At 70.6% G+C, this 17117-nt stretch carries 16 protein-coding genes; 11 read left to right on the forward strand and 5 right to left on the reverse strand.

The genetic code is table 11. The features are described 5' to 3' along the window. Positions 1-25: 25 nt before the first annotated feature. The 8 genes from Q9R08_RS13675 (at position 26) to Q9R08_RS13710 (ending at position 10058) form a co-directional block, all read left to right on the forward strand. Positions 26-1015 carry an ArsR/SmtB family transcription factor gene (locus tag Q9R08_RS13675; RefSeq protein ID WP_308868643.1) on the forward strand — a complete coding sequence of 330 codons (990 nt, stop codon included), beginning with the start codon at positions 26-28 and terminating at the stop codon, positions 1013-1015. A 160-nt stretch (positions 1016-1175) separates the two neighbouring features. Continuing rightward, positions 1176-2423, forward strand: a complete 1248-nt coding sequence (locus tag Q9R08_RS13680; protein ID WP_308869093.1) for an MFS transporter — start codon at positions 1176-1178, stop codon at positions 2421-2423. Positions 2424-2738: 315 nt separating this feature from the next. Next, positions 2739-3725 carry an ABC transporter substrate-binding protein gene (locus tag Q9R08_RS13685; RefSeq protein ID WP_308868644.1) on the forward strand — a complete coding sequence of 329 codons (987 nt, stop codon included), beginning with the start codon at positions 2739-2741 and terminating at the stop codon, positions 3723-3725. 80 nt (positions 3726-3805) lie between these two features. Further along, positions 3806-5338 (forward strand): sugar ABC transporter ATP-binding protein, encoded by a 1533-nt coding sequence (locus tag Q9R08_RS13690; RefSeq protein WP_418001353.1) that lies wholly within the window; start codon positions 3806-3808, stop codon positions 5336-5338. Further along, positions 5335-6435 carry an ABC transporter permease gene (locus Q9R08_RS13695; RefSeq protein WP_308868646.1) on the forward strand — a complete coding sequence of 367 codons (1101 nt, stop codon included), beginning with the start codon at positions 5335-5337 and terminating at the stop codon, positions 6433-6435. The genes Q9R08_RS13690 and Q9R08_RS13695 overlap by 4 nt, the downstream gene beginning before the upstream one ends. Then, the gene (locus tag Q9R08_RS13700; protein WP_308868647.1) at positions 6432-7451 is read left to right on the forward strand and encodes an ABC transporter permease subunit; all 1020 of its coding nucleotides are present in this window, start codon (positions 6432-6434) and stop codon (positions 7449-7451) included. Before Q9R08_RS13695 ends, Q9R08_RS13700 begins: the two co-directional genes overlap by 4 nt. A gap of 49 nt (positions 7452-7500) precedes the next feature. Further along, positions 7501-9030, forward strand: a complete 1530-nt coding sequence (locus Q9R08_RS13705; RefSeq protein WP_308868648.1) for a sugar ABC transporter ATP-binding protein — start codon at positions 7501-7503, stop codon at positions 9028-9030. Further along, positions 9027-10058 carry a LacI family DNA-binding transcriptional regulator gene (locus tag Q9R08_RS13710; RefSeq protein ID WP_308868649.1) on the forward strand — a complete coding sequence of 344 codons (1032 nt, stop codon included), beginning with the start codon at positions 9027-9029 and terminating at the stop codon, positions 10056-10058. Before Q9R08_RS13705 ends, Q9R08_RS13710 begins: the two co-directional genes overlap by 4 nt. 33 nt (positions 10059-10091) lie before the next feature. On the opposite strand, the gene Q9R08_RS13715 is transcribed toward Q9R08_RS13710, so the two are convergent. After that, positions 10092-11150 (reverse strand): potassium channel family protein, encoded by a 1059-nt coding sequence (locus Q9R08_RS13715; protein WP_308868650.1) that lies wholly within the window; start codon positions 11148-11150, stop codon positions 10092-10094. Positions 11151-11263: 113 nt separating this feature from the next. Next, entirely contained in the window at positions 11264-12016 is a 753-nt protein-coding gene (locus Q9R08_RS13720; RefSeq protein ID WP_308868651.1) for a DUF1684 domain-containing protein, read from the reverse strand. 176 nt (positions 12017-12192) lie between these two features. Between Q9R08_RS13720 and Q9R08_RS13725 the strand changes: the two genes are divergently transcribed. Next, the gene (locus Q9R08_RS13725) at positions 12193-12567 is read left to right on the forward strand and encodes a PadR family transcriptional regulator (RefSeq protein WP_308868652.1); all 375 of its coding nucleotides are present in this window, start codon (positions 12193-12195) and stop codon (positions 12565-12567) included. Position 12568: 1 nt separating this feature from the next. After that, positions 12569-13948 (forward strand): permease prefix domain 1-containing protein, encoded by a 1380-nt coding sequence (locus Q9R08_RS13730; protein ID WP_308868653.1) that lies wholly within the window; start codon positions 12569-12571, stop codon positions 13946-13948. On the opposite strand, the gene Q9R08_RS13735 is transcribed toward Q9R08_RS13730, so the two are convergent. Genes Q9R08_RS13735 through Q9R08_RS13745 form a run of 3 tightly spaced genes read right to left on the reverse strand, consistent with a single transcriptional unit; the run spans position 13888 to position 15766 of the window. Then, positions 13888-14922 (reverse strand): glycosyltransferase, encoded by a 1035-nt coding sequence (locus Q9R08_RS13735; RefSeq protein WP_308868654.1) that lies wholly within the window; start codon positions 14920-14922, stop codon positions 13888-13890. The two genes, Q9R08_RS13730 and Q9R08_RS13735, sit on opposite strands and share 61 nt — an antisense overlap. 9 nt (positions 14923-14931) lie before the next feature. Next, positions 14932-15267 (reverse strand): sugar ABC transporter ATPase, encoded by a 336-nt coding sequence (locus tag Q9R08_RS13740; RefSeq protein WP_308868655.1) that lies wholly within the window; start codon positions 15265-15267, stop codon positions 14932-14934. A 25-nt stretch (positions 15268-15292) separates the two neighbouring features. Then, complete coding sequence (locus Q9R08_RS13745) at positions 15293-15766, reverse strand: SRPBCC family protein (protein ID WP_308868656.1); 474 nt, start codon at positions 15764-15766, stop codon at positions 15293-15295. Between the two features lie 189 nt (positions 15767-15955). On the opposite strand from Q9R08_RS13745, the gene Q9R08_RS13750 reads away from it, so the two are divergent. Beyond that, complete coding sequence (locus Q9R08_RS13750) at positions 15956-17071, forward strand: DNA polymerase IV (RefSeq protein ID WP_308868657.1); 1116 nt, start codon at positions 15956-15958, stop codon at positions 17069-17071. Positions 17072-17117: the final 46 nt, after the last annotated feature.

Raw genomic sequence — 17117 nt, forward strand, 5'->3', positions numbered from 1 at the left:
CCGCGAGGCGGCCTATAGTTTCGATGTGGATCGAAAGTTCGTCGATTTCCAGCTCGCGCCGGACGACCTGACCGCGATCCGGTTCGGCGTCTCGCCCGGCCACGAGCTGTGCCACGCGGTGCGCGCGCTGCTGCGACCCGACGAGTACCCGCTGCAGTGGGGATGGATGCGGGCCACCCGCGGCGCGATCACGCGCGAGGACTTCGAGGTGCTCGCGCTGCTGATCCGTGACGAGGGCTACTTCCCCGACTTCTTCACCACCACTCCGACGTGGGAGCTCACGCCCGAGGCGGAGGCGGAGCGGCTGCGCGACATCGACGACGAGCGGTTCCGCGTCGATATGACCAAGGTGCTCGTGCGCACCGAGGGCGCCCGTCGCGCTGCCGTGCAGCGCATGCTCGACCAGCCCGACCGCGCCCGCGCCATGATCGCGGAGGCGTGGCTCTCGGTCTGGAACGCCGGCGTCGCCCCGGTGTGGACGCAGCTGGAGCGGCTGCTCCGCGCCGACATCGCGGTGCGATCCCGGCGCATCGCCGAGAGCGGCATCGGCGCCATGATCCAGACGCTGCACGATCGCGTCGCGTGGACCGACGGGGCGGTGCGCGTGACGATGCGGATCTGGAGCGAGGTCGTCGACTGCCGCGGCAGCGGGCTGGTGCTGGTGCCGTCGGTGATGGGCGCGTCGGGGTGCTTCGTGCTCACCGAGCCACCCGCGCAGCCGACGCTGTTCTACCCGGCCCAGGGAGTGACGGCGACGTGGGCGCGCGACTCCGCCGACGTGACCACCGCCCTCGGCGCCCTGCTCGGCCCTGCGCGCGCCCGCATCCTGCTCGACGCACACGAGCCGAGGACGACCTCCCAGGTGGCGAGCGACACCGCTCTCGCGATCTCCACCGCGTCGCACCACCTCACCGTGCTGCGCGATGCGGGCCTTCTCGCCAGCACGCGCGAGGGCGCGCGCGTGCTGCACCGCCGCACACCGCTCGGCGAGGCGATGGTCGGCGCCGTGCTCTGACCCCCGCCTTCCGGCATGACCCGTCGCCAGGCGCCGCTCAGGTGGCACCGGTAGACTGGCCGAGCCATCCTCGATGTGCATCTACCTGTCTGCGGCCTCTCCGCTGCGGACAAGGCGGCACGCTATGCCGCACTTTGCGGCCGGAAAGCCCCGAACCACGATGCACACGACACTCACCGGCGCACGACAGCGCCCTGCGCACACCGCCCGGCGCCCGAGCCTCATCCGCGAAGCCGGCTACGCGTACTTCCCCATCGCGCTGATCGCGCGCCTGCCGTTCGCGATGATGGTGGTCGGCATCCTGACGCTCGTCGTATCGGCGCGCGGATCGCTCGCACTCGGCGGTGCGACGAGCGCGATGACCGGCCTCGGCACCGCACTCGTCGGGCCCCTCCTCGGTGCTGCTGCCGACCGCTTCGGTCAGCGCCGCGTGCTGCTGATCGCCGGCGCGACCAACAGCGTCATGCTCGCCGCCTTCGCGTGGCTGGCCTTCGCGCCGGTGCCGGATGCCGCACTGCTGGCGGTCGCCTTCTTCATCGGCGCATCGATGCCCCAGGTCGCGCCCCTCTCGCGGAGCCGCCTGGTCGGCATCATCGGGCGGGCGTACCCGCAGGAGCGCCGCACGCCCGTCGTGAACGGCGCGATGGCGTACGAGTCCGCGGCGGACGAGATCGTGTTCGTCTTCGGCCCGGTCATCGTCGGCCTGCTGGCGACGACGCTGAACCCTGCGGCACCGGTGATCGGCGCGGCCGTGCTGGGCCTGGTCTTCGTGACCGCATTCGCGTTGCACCCGACCGCCGCGAAGGCGGCGGCATCCGCAGGAGGCGCCCGCCCCCAACAGGCGCCGCTGCGCGAGCTCTTCGGCGCGCGCGTGTTCGCCCCCGTCGTGGGAGCACTCGGCATGGGCCTGTTCTTCGGCGCCATGCTGACCTCGCTCACGGCGTTCATGGCCGAGCGCGGCGTGCCCGAGCAGGCCGGCCTCGTCTACGGGGCGATGGGCATCGGATCCGCCGCGCTGGCTCTCGGCGTCGCGCTCTTCCCGGCGCGCTTCACCCTGCGGGCACGGTGGCTGACGTTCGCGGCGATCCTCGTCGGCGGAGCCCTCTCGCTGCCGTTCGTCGGCACCGTCGGCGCGATGGCGATCTGCCTGCTCGTGATCGGCGTGGGCATCGGCCCTACGCTCGTGACCCAGTACAGCCTCGCGGCCGCCTACAGCCCCAGAGGGCGCTCGGCGACAGTCATGACCATGCTCGGCTCGGCCGTCGTCGTCGGACAGTCCGCCGCAGCGGCCGTCACCGGTCTCGTGGCCGACACCTCAGGCGCGGCGAACGCCCTGGTCGCGCCGCTGGTAGCCGCCACCGTCGTGTTCGGTGCGGGCGTCTGGAACGCGGTGGCCTCGCGCCGCTGATCCCGAGGCATACCCCGCGGACGGGGTGTCCGCCGCCGGGCGCATTGTGAACGCGCCCATCCGCTTCGCCAGCGACCCCGATGGCCGGTGTCTGCCACGCTTCGCGGATGTGATCCCTCACTTTCCGCAGAATTGCACTGGATTTCCGACGTGAACGAACCACCGGACCGCCCGCGTTACGCAAATGTTACCGCTCACATCTTGCGCGATCCGGGAATGTGAAGGCTAACATTCAGGCGGACGGGCGGCACGAGTGCGGCCCGGGGCACACTGATACCGGCGTCGATGCCGGACCCGAACGAGGAGGTTTTGGGAATGAAGAAGAGGATTCTCGCCGGTGCAGCGCTTCTGGGAGCGTTGGCATTGGTGGCCACAGGCTGCGCGAGCTCGGGCAACGGAGCCGGCGCAGGTGGCGACGGCGGCGACGAGCTCGTGACGGTCGGCTTCGCGCAGACGGGTTCCGAGTCGGGCTGGCGCAGCGCCAACACCGAGTCGATGAAGGAGGCGTTCTCCGAGGACAACGGCTTCGAGCTCATCTTCAACGCGGCCGACAACGACCCCGCGGCCCAGATCGCGGCGGTCCGCGACTTCATCAGCCGGGGCGTCGACGCGATCGTCATCGCCCCGATCGTGGAGGACGGGTGGGATGACGTGCTCCAGGAGGCGTCGGATGCCGGCATCCCGGTCGTGCTGGAAGACCGCACGGTCAGTTCGTCCGACGACCTCTACGCCAGCTGGGTCGGCCTCGACTTCAAGAAGGAGGGCGTGACCGCCGGCGAGTGGGCGGCCGAGAACTTCGCCGACACTCCGACGAAGATGGTCGTGCTCGAGGGCACCACCGGCTCCGCGCCCGCGAACGACCGCGCCGAGGGCTTCAACGAGGCGATCGAGGGCACGTCCATCGAGACGATCGACTCGCAGACCGGCGACTTCACGCGCGACGGCGGCAAGACGGTCATGGAGGGCTTCCTCCAGAAGTACGGCGTGGACGGCATCGACCTGCTGTACGCGCACAACGACGACATGGCGCTGGGCGCGATCGAGGCGATCGAGGCTGCGGGCGGCGTTCCCGGTGAAGACATCAAGATCATCTCGATCGACGCGGTGCATGACGGCATGCAGGCCCTCGTCGACGGCAAGATCAACTTCATCGTGGAGTGCAACCCGCTACTCGGAGAGCTCGCCGCGGGCCTTGTGACCGACGTTCTCGACGGCAAGGACGTCGAGAAGGAAGTCTACGTCGAGGACCAGTCCTTCACGCAGGAGCAGGCCGCCGAGGTCATCGACTCCCGCGCGTACTGATCCCCGTCCCCGCGTCCGTCGGGGGTCGGCGAGGCCGATCCCCGACGGACGTCGGACTCGATACGAAAGCACGGATGCGCATGACCGTCAACGAAGACATCCCCGCCGTCGCGATGCGGGGCATCACCATCAGCTTCCCCGGCGTCCTCGCCCTCGATCACGTCGACTTCACGCTGCGTCGCGGCGAGGTCCACTCCCTCATGGGCGAGAACGGCGCCGGAAAATCGACCCTCATCAAGGCGCTGACCGGCGTGTACCAGATCGACAGCGGCACGATCGCGGTCGACGGCGAGGAGCGGGTGTTCTCGGCGACCGCCGACGCTCAGGCAGCGGGGATCTCCACCGTCTACCAGGAGGTCAACCTCTGCGCCAACCTCTCGGTCGGCGAGAACGTGATGCTCGGGCACGAGCCGCGTGGCCGTGCGGGCATCGACTGGAAGTCGGTCCACCGGCTCGCCGCCGACCACCTCGCCGGCCTCGGCCTCACCATCGACACGCGCTCGATCCTCTCGAGCCACTCCATCGCGATCCAGCAGCTCGTGGCGATCAGCCGCGCCATGGTTCTCGACGCCAAGGTGCTCATCCTCGACGAGCCCACCTCCAGCCTCGACCGCGGCGAGGTGGAACGCCTGTTCGCGGTGATCCGGGAACTCCGCGACCACGGCGTCGCGATCCTGTTCGTCAGCCACTTCCTCGACCAGGTCTACGAGATCTCCGACCGCATCACGGTGCTGCGCAACGGCCGGCTCGTCGGCGAGCACGTCGCGGCGGATCTGCCCCGCGACAGCCTCGTGAGCCAGATGATCGGGCGCGAGCTCGACGAGCTCGCCGCGATCTCGCGCACCGCGGATCGCGTCATCGACCGCACGGCGGTGCCGGTGCTGCGCGCCACCGGGGTCGGACGCAGAGGGATGCTGGAGCCTGCCGACCTCGACATCTACGAGGGCGAGGTCGTCGGCCTCGCCGGGCTCCTCGGCTCCGGACGGACCGAGCTCGTGCGGCTGCTGTACGGCGCCGACAAGGCCGACTCGGGAGCCGTCGAGATCGCCGGTCGGCCGGCACGGCTCACATCGCCACGGCACGCGATCGACCACCGCATCGCGTTCTCCTCCGAGGACCGCCGCGCCGAGGGGATCATCGCCGACCTGACGGTGGCCGAGAACATCGTGCTCGGCATCCAGGCAAAGCGCGGATGGATGCGGCCGGTGCGCCGCGCGGAGCGCGACCAGGTGGTCTCGGAGTACATCTCGGCGCTGGGCGTCCGGCCGGCCGACCCCGACATGCTGGTGCGCAATCTGTCGGGCGGCAACCAGCAGAAGGTGCTGCTCGCCCGGTGGCTGGCGACCGCGCCGCAGCTCATCATCCTCGACGAGCCGACGCGCGGCATCGACGTCGGGGCGAAGGCCGACATCCAGCGCAAGGTCGCCGAGCTCTCGGCGCAGGGGCTGTCGGTCGTCTTCATCTCATCGGAACTCGAAGAAGTGCTTCGATTGGCACAGCGGGTCGTCGTCATGCGCGACCGACGCCGCATCGGCGAGCTGGACTCCAGCACCGTCGACCTCGATCTGCTCATCGACTACATCGCCAACGAGGGCGAGGGGAGCGCAGCGTGAAGAAGCTCATCACACACCGGCTGTTCTGGCCGGTCGCGGCCCTGCTCGCACTGATCGTGGTCAACACGATCGCGCGGCCGCAGTTCATCAGCGTCACCGTGCGCGACGGCCAGCTGTACGGCGCGCTGATCGACATCCTCCGCAACAGCGCCCCGCTCATGCTCGTAGCCCTCGGCATGACGATCGTCATCGCCACCCGGGGCATCGACCTGTCGGTCGGCGCGATCATGGCCGTCTCGGGCGCGGTGGCGCTGACGATCATCGACACCTCCGGTGACCCGGGCAGCGGTGCCACCGTCGCTGTCGCGCTCCTGATCGGCATCCTCGTGGCCCTCGTCCTGGGCGTCTGGAACGGCTTCCTCATCGCCGTGCTGGGCATCCAGCCGATCATCGCGACCCTCGTGCTCATGCTGGCGGGACGCGGCGTGGCCCTGCTCATCACCGACGGGTTCATCACGACGGTCACCAGCGCGCCCTACAAGTTCATCGCGACGGGATACGTCATCGGACTCCCGTTCGCCCTGTTCATCTCCATCGCGGCGATCGCGGTGATCGCCCTGCTGGAGCGGCGCACCGCGCTCGGCGTCCTGACGGAGTCGGTCGGCATCAATCCCGAGGCGAGCCGGCTGGCGGGCGTCCGCGCCCGGGGCATCGTCTTCGGCGCCTACGCCGCGAGCGGGGTGCTGGCCGGCATGGCGGGCGTGCTCTACAGCTCGAACATCATGGCCGCCGACGCGAATGCCGCGGGGCTGTACATCGAGCTCTACGCGATCCTCGCCGTCGTACTCGGCGGCACGTCGCTCATGGGGGGCAAGTTCACCATCGCAGGAACGGTCGTCGGCGTCCTCACGATCCAGACGCTCGAGTCCACGATCCTGTTCCTCGGCGTGCCGTCGGCGCAGGCGCCCGTGTTCTTCGCAGCCGTCGTGGTCGTGGTCGTCCTGGTGCAGTCGCCGCGGCTGCACCGATTCGCCCGCGGGCTGATCGCCTCGCGCCGCTCCGGCGGTGGTGGCCGCTCCGGCGGCGGCGGTCCGAGCACGTCCGCACCCACACCCTCGACCACGACGGAGCCGACGAAGGCGGAGGCGGTCCGATGACCACGACGACTCAGACCGAGGCCGGGCGCCCGACGCTCGGTGCCCGCTATGCCACTTTCATGAGCCGCCACTCGTCGCTCATGCCGACGTTCGCGGCCATCGTGATCCTGATCGTGCTCCTCGTGGGCGCGCAGCTCGCGTTCGGCAACTTCATCACGCCTCGCAATCTGTCGGCGCTGCTGCTGAACAACGCCTACCTGCTGATCCTCGCCGTCGGCCTGACGTTCGTGATCCTGACGGGCGGCATCGACCTGTCGGTCGGCTCCGTGATGGCGTTCACCGGCATCCTGTGCGCGAAGCTGCTGGCCGAGGGGCTGCCCGCGATCGTGGCGATACCGCTCATGCTGCTCGGCGGCGCCGCGATCGGGCTGCTGATCGGAGTGCTCGTGCACTACTTCGACGTGCAGCCGTTCATCGCCTCGCTCGCCGGCCTGTTCCTTGCGCGCGGGCTGGCGTTCGTGGTCAGCCTCTCGTCGATCCGCGTGGAAGACCCCGCCGTGCTGTGGCTGCAGCGGACGCGGCTGACCGTGGGCGACTGGTACCTGACGCCCACCGGCATCCTCGCCCTGCTCATCGTCGCGATCGGCGTCTTCATCACGCAGTGGACCCGATTCGGCCGCACGATCTACGCCATCGGCGGCAACGAGCAGTCGGCGCGGCTGATGGGTCTGCCGGTGGCGCGGACGAAGATCCTCGTCTACGTCATCAGCGGCGTCTGCGGAGGCCTCGCGGGCCTCGTCCTCACTGCCTACTCGGGCGCCGGCTACCCGCTCAACGGCGTGGGCACCGAGCTGGATGCGATCGCCGCGGTGGTCATCGGCGGCACGCTCCTGACGGGTGGCTCCGGCTACGTGATCGGGTCGATGATCGGCGTGCTCGTGTACGGCGTGATCAAGACCGTCATCGCGTTCATGGGCGCGGAGCAGTCGTGGACCCGCATCATCATCGGCGGGCTGCTGCTGGTGTTCATCGTCGTGCAGCGATTCATCGTCACGCGGTCCGACCGTCGCCGATGACCCGAGTGCCATGAGCGGGCCCGTTCGCGTCTCACGACATAATGGCGTGATGGACGAGCGGCGTCCGCTCATGGAACTCACCGGGGCGACGGTAAGGTTCGGCGCGGAGACCGCGCTCGACGACGTGCGCTTCCGCGTCTTCCCGGGCGAGGTGCACTCTCTCATGGGAGAGAACGGCGCCGGAAAGTCGACGCTCATCAAAGCGCTCACCGGGGCCCTGCACCTCGACAGCGGACTCATCGAGCTGGACGGCCATCCCGTCCGCTTCGGAACACCGGCCGATGCGCTGCGCGCCGGGATCAGCACGGTCTATCAGGAGATCGACCTGCTGCCGAACCTCACCGTCGCCGAGAACATCTGCCTCGGCCGGGAGCCGCGTCGACTCGGCACCATCCACTGGTCGGCCATGCGGGAGCGCGCCGCTGAAGTGCTCTCGGGGCTGGGCCTGACCATCGATCCGGCGTCGATGCTCGGCAGCCACTCGCTCGCCGTGCAGCAGCTCGTCGCCATCGCGCGGGCGCTCTCGATCGACGTGCGGGTGCTCGTGCTCGACGAGCCCACCTCGAGCCTCGACATCGACGAGGTGGCCGAACTCTTCCGCGTCATGCGCGACCTCAAGGAGCGAGGGGTCGCAATCGTCTTCATCTCGCACTTCCTGGACCAGGTCTACGAGATCGCGGACCGCATCACCGTCCTCCGTGGCGGCCGGCTCGTCGGCGAGTACCTGCCGACGGAGCTGCTGCGCATCGACCTCGTCGAGAAGATGCTCGGGCGCAGCGTCTCGGATCTCGGCACACGCGACCGCGTGGACGCCGCGCCGGAGGCGGCATCCGCTCTCCTCCACGCTCAGGGCGTGACAGTCGCTCCCGGCATCGCCGACGCGGACGTCGCGCTGCATGAGGGTGAAGTGCTCGGATTCGCGGGCCTCCTCGGGTCGGGACGAACCGAGCTGGCGCGCGCGATCACCGGCGCCGACCGGCTCGACGCCGGGATCATCAGGATCAGCGGCAAATCGATGGAGCCGAGAAGCCCGCGCGAGGCGATCGCGTTCGGCATCGTCTACTCGTCGGAGAACCGCCGCACCGAGGGGATCATCAGCGAACTCAGCGTGCAGGACAACATCACCCTCGCACTGCAGGCGGAGCGGGGCGTGTTCCGGCGCATGCGGGATCAGCGCCGCCGGGAACTGGCGATGAGCTGGATCGAGGCGCTCGACATCCGGCCCCCCGACCCGGACCGCCCCGCGGGCACGCTCTCGGGCGGCAACCAGCAGAAGGTGCTGCTGGCACGACTGCTCGCGCTGTCGCCGCGCGTGCTCGTCCTCGACGAGCCGACGCGCGGCATCGACGTGGGCGCCAAGGTCGAGATCCAGAACCTCGTCGGCGAGCTCGCCGACAACGGACTGTCCGTGGTGTTCATCTCCGCCGAGCTCGAGGAGGTGCTGCGCGTCGCCGGCCGCGTCGCGATCCTGCGCGGGGGCCGGGTGGTCGACACGCTGCCGTCCGACTCGCTCACCGTCGAATCCCTCATGGCGCTCGTCGCACAGGCCGACGACGCCGACGAGGAGGGAGCTCGGTGACCGACGAGAAGCAGGCACGCTCCGCGAACATCTTCGACGTGGCCCGGCTCGCCGGCGTCTCGCACCAGACGGTCTCGCGGGTGCTCAACGACCTGCCCAACGTCCGCCCCGCGACGCGCGCACGGGTGGAGCAGGCGATCGCGCAGCTGCGGTACAGCCCCTCCCCCGCCGCCCGCGCACTGGTCACGCGCCGCACCCGCACGATCGGGCTCGTCGCGCCCGGTGTCTCGGACTACGGCCCGACATCGGTGGCGACGGCCTTCAACTTCGCGGCCCGCGCGGAGCGCTACAGCGTCGAGACGGTGAGCGCGCTCGATCCCGACCCCGCCGCCGTGCGGGCAGTGATCGAGTCTCTGCTCCGTCAGCGCGTCGACGCGATCGTGCTCATCGTCGTCGACATCGGCGTGCTCGAGGTCGTGCGGGGCCTCGATCTCAGCATCCCGGTGGTCGCCGCCGCCGCGACCGCGCGGCGGAGCCCCCTCATCGTCTCGATCGATCAGTACCGCGGCGCCCGATCGGCCGTCCGACACCTCGCCGAACTCGGCCACACCCGGATCCTCCATCTCGCCGGTCCCCAGCGCGCTCCGGACGCCGTCGAGCGCATCCGCGGCTGGCGGGACGAACTCGGGTCGCGTCGCCTCGAGGTCGTCGAGCCGAGGCACGGCGACTGGTCCGCGGCGAGCGGCTACCGGCTGGGCGCCGATCTCGACATCGACCCCGGCACGGCGGTGTTCGCATCCAACGACCACATGTCCATCGGTCTGCTGTCGGCGCTGCGCGAGCGCGGACTGCGCGTGCCCGAGGACGTCAGCGTGGTGGGCTTCGACGACGTGCCCGAGGCGGGCTATCTCTACCCGGCGCTCACCACCGTGCGCCAGGACTTCGCGAGCCTCGGCGAGCTCATGATGCAGAAGGTTCTGATCGCAGTCGAGGAGCCCGACAGCGTCACCGAGGACACACCGCTGCCGACGCATCTGATCGTCCGCAGCTCGACCCGCCCGCAGGGCCCCCGCACCGCTGAGGCTTGACGCTCCTCTCGGGCATCAGCCCGGCCCGCCGGGCTACGGTGCGGCGGCGAGCAGCCGCCGCATCTCGGCCATCGCCTCCTCGGACTGCGCCAGCAGCGTGCGGAGCCGTTCGGCCGTGTCGCCCGGATCGGGCACGGCGGCAGCTGCCGCATCGGTCACGCCGGCCGACGGGCCGTCGGCATCGCTGCCGTCCGCCGTGCCCGCGCCGGCCGAGACGCCGGCGTTCACGGCACCCGCCACCGCGCCGGCCGCCACTCCCTTCGCCGCGTGGCGCGCGATCGACGGCTGCGCGGTGATCGCGGCGGGTGCGTCGGCGGTGGCTTCGTCGGGCTGCTCGTCGCGCTGATGAACGGGCGCGGCATCCGTCTGCGCCGCCTCCGCTTCGGCCCTGCGCGGCCCGAGGAACAGGTTGGCCAGGTAACCGGTGAACGTGCCGAAGATACCGACGCCGACGACGATGATGAGGGTGCCGATGAGCCGGCCGGCGTTGGTGACCGGGTATTGGTCGCCGTAGCCGACGGTCGAGATCGTGACGAGGGTGTACCAGAGCGCGTCCGACGCCGTCTTGATGTTGGCGCCGTCCGCGTGTTCCTCGACCGCCAGGATCGTGATGCTGCCGAACTGCAGCACGAGGACGCCCATCAGGAGCAGGGTCATCAGCGCGCTGTTGGCGCGGTCGTGGACCAGCGTCGCCCAGACCGTGCGCGGGCCGAGTTCGCGCAGCAGCCGGAACACGCGCAGCAGGCGGAACACGCGCAGGATCTTGAACTGCGGGAAGGGCAGGCTCGCGAGCAGGTCCGCCCACCCGAAGCCGCGGAAGAAGTAGCGGCCCGCCGACGGCGCCGTCGAGATGCGGAAGATGAAGTCGCCCAGGAAGATCGCGCTGAACAGGGCGTTCATGACCGACAGCACGAGCTCGATCGCGGAGTCGCCCGCGATCACGTAGACGAACACGAGGTTGAAGATCGAGAGGATCGACAGCGCGCCGATGAAGATCTCGTACGCGGTGTTCTTCAGCTCGGAGCGCGCCGCGGCGCGCAGCCGGGCGCGCTCGCGGGAGCGTTCGCGGATCTCGGAGAGGGAACGGGCCATGTCGGCTCCTCGGATCGGGCCATGCCGGACACCCTCCGGCTGAGGCACCATTGTCCTCGTACCGCTCCGCGCGTCGCGACCGGCACGTGGCGGTCGCCCGAAGTCGACCGGGCTCAGTCGAGGACGGTGGCGCGCTCCCCGGCCTCCACCCTGACGCCGAGCCGGTTGCCCGCCGGCGGCAGCGGGCACACGTAGTGGTCGCTGAAGGCGCACGGCGGCAGGTAGGCGTTGTTGAAGTCCACGGTGACCGCTCCGTCGGCGGCCGGCGGGTCGATCTCGAGGAACCGGAAGCGGTACGCGTCGACGTTGCTCGTGGCATCCGCGATCACGGCGCTGAGACCGGATGCCGGGTCGCCGGTCACGGTGAGCTCGACAGGCGTGCCGCCCACCTCGAGGGCGATCGTGCCGACGGCCGGCTCTTCGCGCTCGTACCCGTCGACGCTCCGGATGACGTTGATCTGCCCCTCGGGTGCGGGGCGGAAGACACCGGGGAGCGCCCACCCGTCGTCATGCGGGAACGACAGGATGCCGCGCAGCCCCGTGCGCCCGGGAGTCTCGGGGTCGAACACGCGCAGCGCGGGTGCACCCTCGCGGCTGATCGCCTTCAGCCGCAGTCGTCCGACATCGAGGTGCTCTCCGGGCGCCAGCACGACCTCGTCGAGCGGCGCGTCCGGCGCCTGTGCGCGCAGACCGGTGCCCACCACCCGGTCGTCGACCGCGCGCCAGAGGCCGGGTGCGCCGTCATAGGCGCGGGCCTCGGCATCCAGCCAGTGCGTGTACCGCAGCGCCGCGACGCCGTGTTCGGACGACACAGCCTCCCAGCGCGCGTCGGTGACGGTCTCGGGGGTGCTCGTGGGGAGGGTCATGCGGGTCCTTCGTCCGGGGCGGGGCGGCGATTCGCTCCTCCCATCCCAACACGCCGCGGGCGAACGCATTCCCGCAGCCCGCGTGCGCCGTCACGTGGCGTCATCAGCCTCTTGCCTTGCAGTTCTAGGTAACTTGTACTTCTATGTACATAGGACTTCTACGTATGGAGTGCGATATGAAGATCGGCAAAGACCTGGTCGCCGCGGCGGCGACGCCGATGGTGCTCGGCATCCTCGCCGACGGCGAGTCGTACGGCTACGCCATCCTGCAGCGCGTGGGCGAGCTGTCCGGCGGCGAGCTGGAATGGAGCGACGGCATGCTCTACCCGCTGCTGCACCGGCTGGAGCGGCTCGGGCACGTGGAGTCGTCGTGGGGAGCCTCCCCCAGCGGTCGCCCGCGCAAGCACTACCGCCTCAGCACCAGCGGCCGCGCGGCGTTCGCCGAGCAGCGACAGCAGTGGGCGGTGGTGAGCCGGGCGCTGCAGCGGGTGTGGTCCGACCGCGACGGCGGTACCGACTTCGCCGGCGCGCCGGTGTTCGGGGGTGCGTGACATGGCGGACGACCTCGAACCCCGCATCGAAGACCAGATCTCGGCGTGGCGCGCGTACGTCTCGCGCCCCGAGGCGATCGACGGCCGCGACGTCGACGAGCTCGAAGACCACCTGCGCGGCCAGATCGACCGGCTCGAGGCCTCTGGCCTCGACGGCGATGAGGCGTTCCTCGTCGCCGTTAAGCGACTCGGCGGACTCGACGACCTTTCTCGGGAATTCGCGCGCGAGCACTCCGACCGGCTCTGGAAGCAGCTGATGTTCCCCGGTGAACCGCGCGCGCCGCGCAGCGGCGGCGGCCTTCGGCTCGCCGTCGGGCTCGCGATCGGCGCGGCCCTCGCGATCCAGATCCCGGCGCTGTTCGGCATCCGCTTCGGCGAAGAACCGGCCTTCTACGCGCGCTTCGCAGCGTTGCTCGTGCTGCCCTTCCTCGCGGCGTACTTCCTGGTGCGCCGCCGGGCGACCGTCGCCACCGTCGCCGTGGTCGGCGTCCCGTTCGTGCTCGCGGCCGTCGTGATGGCGGTCTACCCTTTCGCGCCGGACGGCGCGACCCTCGTGCTCGCGGCCACCCACGTCGCCGTGGCGCTGTGGATCGTGACCGGCATCGCGTACGTCGACGGGCGCGTCAGATCGAGCCGCGCCCGCATGGACTTCATCCGGTTCACCGGCGAATGGGTGGTCTACCTCGCCCTCATCGCCCTCGGCGGCGGCGTGCTCGTGGCGCTGACGATGGGCGTGTTCTCGGCCATCGGCCTCGACGCGGAATGGTTCGTCGAGCAGTTCATGGTGCCGTGCGGCGTCGCAGGAGCCGTCGTCGTCGCCGCGTGGCTCGTCGAGGCGAAGCAGAGCGTCATCGAGAACATCGCGCCGGTGCTGACCAAGCTGTTCACTCCCCTGTTCACGCTGCTGCTGCTCGCCTTCATCGTCGCCGGCCTCCTGCAGGGGAACCTCGTCGACGGGGGCGAGACCGAGGCGTTCGGGCAGCGGGACCTGCTGATCCTGTTCGACATCGTGCTGGTCGTCGTCGTCGGCCTGCTTCTCTACGCCCTGTCGGCCCGCGAGCCGCTCGCGCCGCCGTCGTGGTTCGACCGGCTGCAGCTGCTGATGGTCGTGGCGGCGCTCGTCGTCGACATCATGGTGCTCGTCGCGATGATCGGCCGGATCGCCGAGTGGGGGGCGAGCCCGAACAAGCTCGCCTCGCTCGGACTCAACGTCATCCTGCTCGCCAACCTCGTCGGCGCCGCGTGGCTGCAGCTGCGGTTCGCGATGCGGCGCACGCCGTTCGAGCGCCTGGAGCGGTGGCAGACAGGCTTCCTGCCGGTCTACCTCGCGTGGGCGGCGATCGTCGTCGTGGCGTTCCCGCCGCTGTTCGCGTTCGCATAGACCATGCCGGAGCCCGGCCGGGCCGCGATCGCCTCCAGGAGCACCTCGTCCCATCGCTCGAGGAACGCCGGCAGGCCGTAGTGCGCCAGCGCGTGCTCGCGCGCCCGGGCGCCGACCTCCGCGGCCCACTCCGGCTCCTCGAGGAAGGCACGCGCGGCCCGGCGCAGATCGTCGACGTCGGTCGAGACCACCCCGGTGCCGGCGGCGACCGCCCGCACGGCCTCGGTCGTCGCGAGCGCGACCACCGGCATCCCGAGATGCATCGCCTCGATCAGGGACAGCCCGAGCGAGGTCCACCGGAACGGATGCAGGTACACGCGGCGCCGGGCGAGCTCGGCGTGCAGACGCCCCGGCGCGAGACTCTCGATCCCCACGATCGCGGGGTCCTCGAACGTGTCCCGCAACCGCCCGGCGTCGATGCCGAAGACGTCCAGCGGTGCTTCGGGAGTGAACGCGGGCAGCAGGTCGGTGCCGGTGGCACGCCACCGCCGCACCGGCTCGTTGACGACGACCCCGATCCGGGCGAGCTCCCCGGAGTAGAGCGGACCCGGGTCGGGGACGCCGTGCTCGACAACGGTCGTCGGCGCCGTGCCGTTGTCCCAGAACAGCCGGTTGAAGTGCGTGACATGGACGATCGGGATGTCGCGGCGGTCGGCGAGCGGATGCCGCGTGGTGAACGCGCCGGGACCAGGCGTGTTGTGCTCGAGGTAGACCGCCGGCAGATCGCGGCCGGGCACGCGACCGGTGAGCGACTCGACGAGTGCGATCTCCTCCGGCCGCTGCAGTACGACGATGTCGATGGCTTCGGAGCGCAGGGCCTCCAGGGCGACCGGGCGCGCCCGCTCCCACTCCCAGCCGCTGACGCCGTCGTCCTCGCCGGGCAGCACGCTGGGTACCGGCAGCAGGTACTCGTGCTCGCCGCGGACGAAGGCGTCGGTGTAGCCGCCGTGGATCGGCCACAGGAGGATCTGCACGCCGCCTGCCTAGTAGTCCTCGGGCGCGAGGTCGCCCTGGCCGGTCTCGCCGAGCTCGGCGATCTCCGGGCTGAAACCCTGGGTGTCGGGCTGCATCGCCGAGGACGGCAGGTCCTCGCGCGGCACCTCCTCGTCATCGGAGGGCAGGTGCGCCGGATCGTCGCCGGTGGTGGTCTCGATGTCGGGGTCCTCGCCGGCGTCGAGCGCAGTGGTGCGATCCCACTCGGCCTGCGCCGGGTCGCGTGTGGGGTCCGGTTCGATCGACGTGTCGCGGTCGCGGAGCGGCTGCACCCCGACCTGACCGTCGGGCGCCGGGGGGATGTCTGCGGGAAGGCTGTCGGACATGGGGTTCTCCTGTTCTCGAGCTCGGTCAGACGTCGCGCGTCGGCGTGCCGTGGATCTCGCCGCGCCAGCCGCCCGTCTCGCGGCCGCGCTCCTCGATGAACTCCTTGAACCGCGCGAGGTCTTTCTCCGCGGCGCGCTCGTCGATGCCGAGCGCAGCGCCGGCCTTCTCGGTCAGCGACTCGGGCACCCAGGTCATCTCGAGGGAGACGCGGGTGCCGTCGCCGGCCGGGAGGAAGCTCACGCGGCCGGTGTGGACCTTCTCGCCGTGGCTCGCCCACGAGATGTGGTCATCGGGGACCTGGTCGGTGATGGTGGCGTCGAACTCGCGCTCCACTCCCCCGACGTTGACGACCCAGTGGGTCCGCTGGTCGTCGAGCTGGTCGATGCGCTCGACCGCCGACATGAAGCGCGGGAACTCCTCGAACTGCGTCCACTGGTCGTACACGGCCCGGATCGGGGCGTCGACGTCGATCTGTGCTGTCACAATGCTGGTTGCCATGACGGCTCCTCTCACTGGAACAGCCACCGTACGAAACCCGGCAGTGCCGGGGCACGGGGTTGACGCTCGGCGTGGTGGACGATAGTGAGCGGACGCCGGAACCGACTGACCGGCCGGGCGCGGGCACGTGCGCTCTGTCGGCGATGCGGCCTAGTCTCAGGACATGCGCCGGTCGCGAGAGGCGGGGTCATGAGCGAAGCCCGGGTCGGGAGTGCAGCCGGGCCGTCCGCTCCTCTGGTCAAGCGGTGGGTGCTGCACGTCGACCTCGACCAGTTCATCGCGGCGGTCGAGGTGCTGCGCCGCCCGGAGCTCGCCGGCAAGCCGGTCATCGTCGGCGGCCGAGGCGACCCCACGGAGCGCGCCGTCGTCTCGACCGCGTCGTACGAGGCGCGCGAGTTCGGCGTCGGGTCGGGGATGCCGCTGCGCATCGCGGCGCGGAAGGTCCCGGATGCCGTGATCCTGCCGGTCGACGCACCGCTGTACCTGGCAGCCTCCGAGCAGGTCATGGCGGCCCTGCGCGCTCAGCCCGGCGCCGTGGTGCAGGTGCTCGGCTGGGACGAGGCGTTCGTCGGCACCGAGACCGACGACCCCGAGGCGTATGCGCGCCGTCTGCAGCAGGACGTGCTCGACCGCACGCGGCTGCACTGCTCGGTCGGCATCGGCGACACGCTCGTACGGGCAAAGGTCGCGACGGGCTTCGGCAAACCACGCGGCACCTTCCGACTGACCGCCGACAACTGGCTCGAGGTCATGGGCGAGCGTCCGACGATCGAGCTCTGGGGCGTGGGGTCCAAGGTGTCGAAGCGGCTCGCGCTGCTCGGCATCCGCACCGTTGCCGAGCTCGCCGTCGCCGACGAGACCGCCCTGACCGGCGAGTTCGGGCCGCGGATGGGCCTCTGGTACAGGCAGCTCGGGCGCGGCGACGGCTCGGCCGTCGTCGACGACACGCCCTGGGTCGCCCGCGGGCACAGCAAGGAGACCACGTTCCAGGCCGACATCGTCGATCCGGCCGAGATCGAAGCAGCCGCCAGAAGCCTGCTCGACCAGGTGCTGGACGAGGTGGCCGCCGACGACCGCCCGGTCGTGGGCCTCGGACTCAAGGTGCGCTACGCGCCGTTCCTCACCAAGACCTTCACGAAGAAGATCCCCTCGACCGCCGACCGCGCCGTCGTGCTGGCGCGCACCCTCGAGCTCATCGCGAAGATCGAGCCCGGCCGCCCGATCCGCCTGCTCGGCGTGCGCGCCGAGATGGCGATGCCCGACGACGCCCGCGAGGGGCACACGCCGACCCGCGGCGGGTGGTGATCACGCCCGACGGGCATTCGCAGAGCCTGTCACCGGCGCTCCGCGC

The organism is Microbacterium psychrotolerans (assembly GCF_031085295.1).
Taxonomy (GTDB): Bacteria; Actinomycetota; Actinomycetes; order Actinomycetales; family Microbacteriaceae; genus Microbacterium; species Microbacterium psychrotolerans.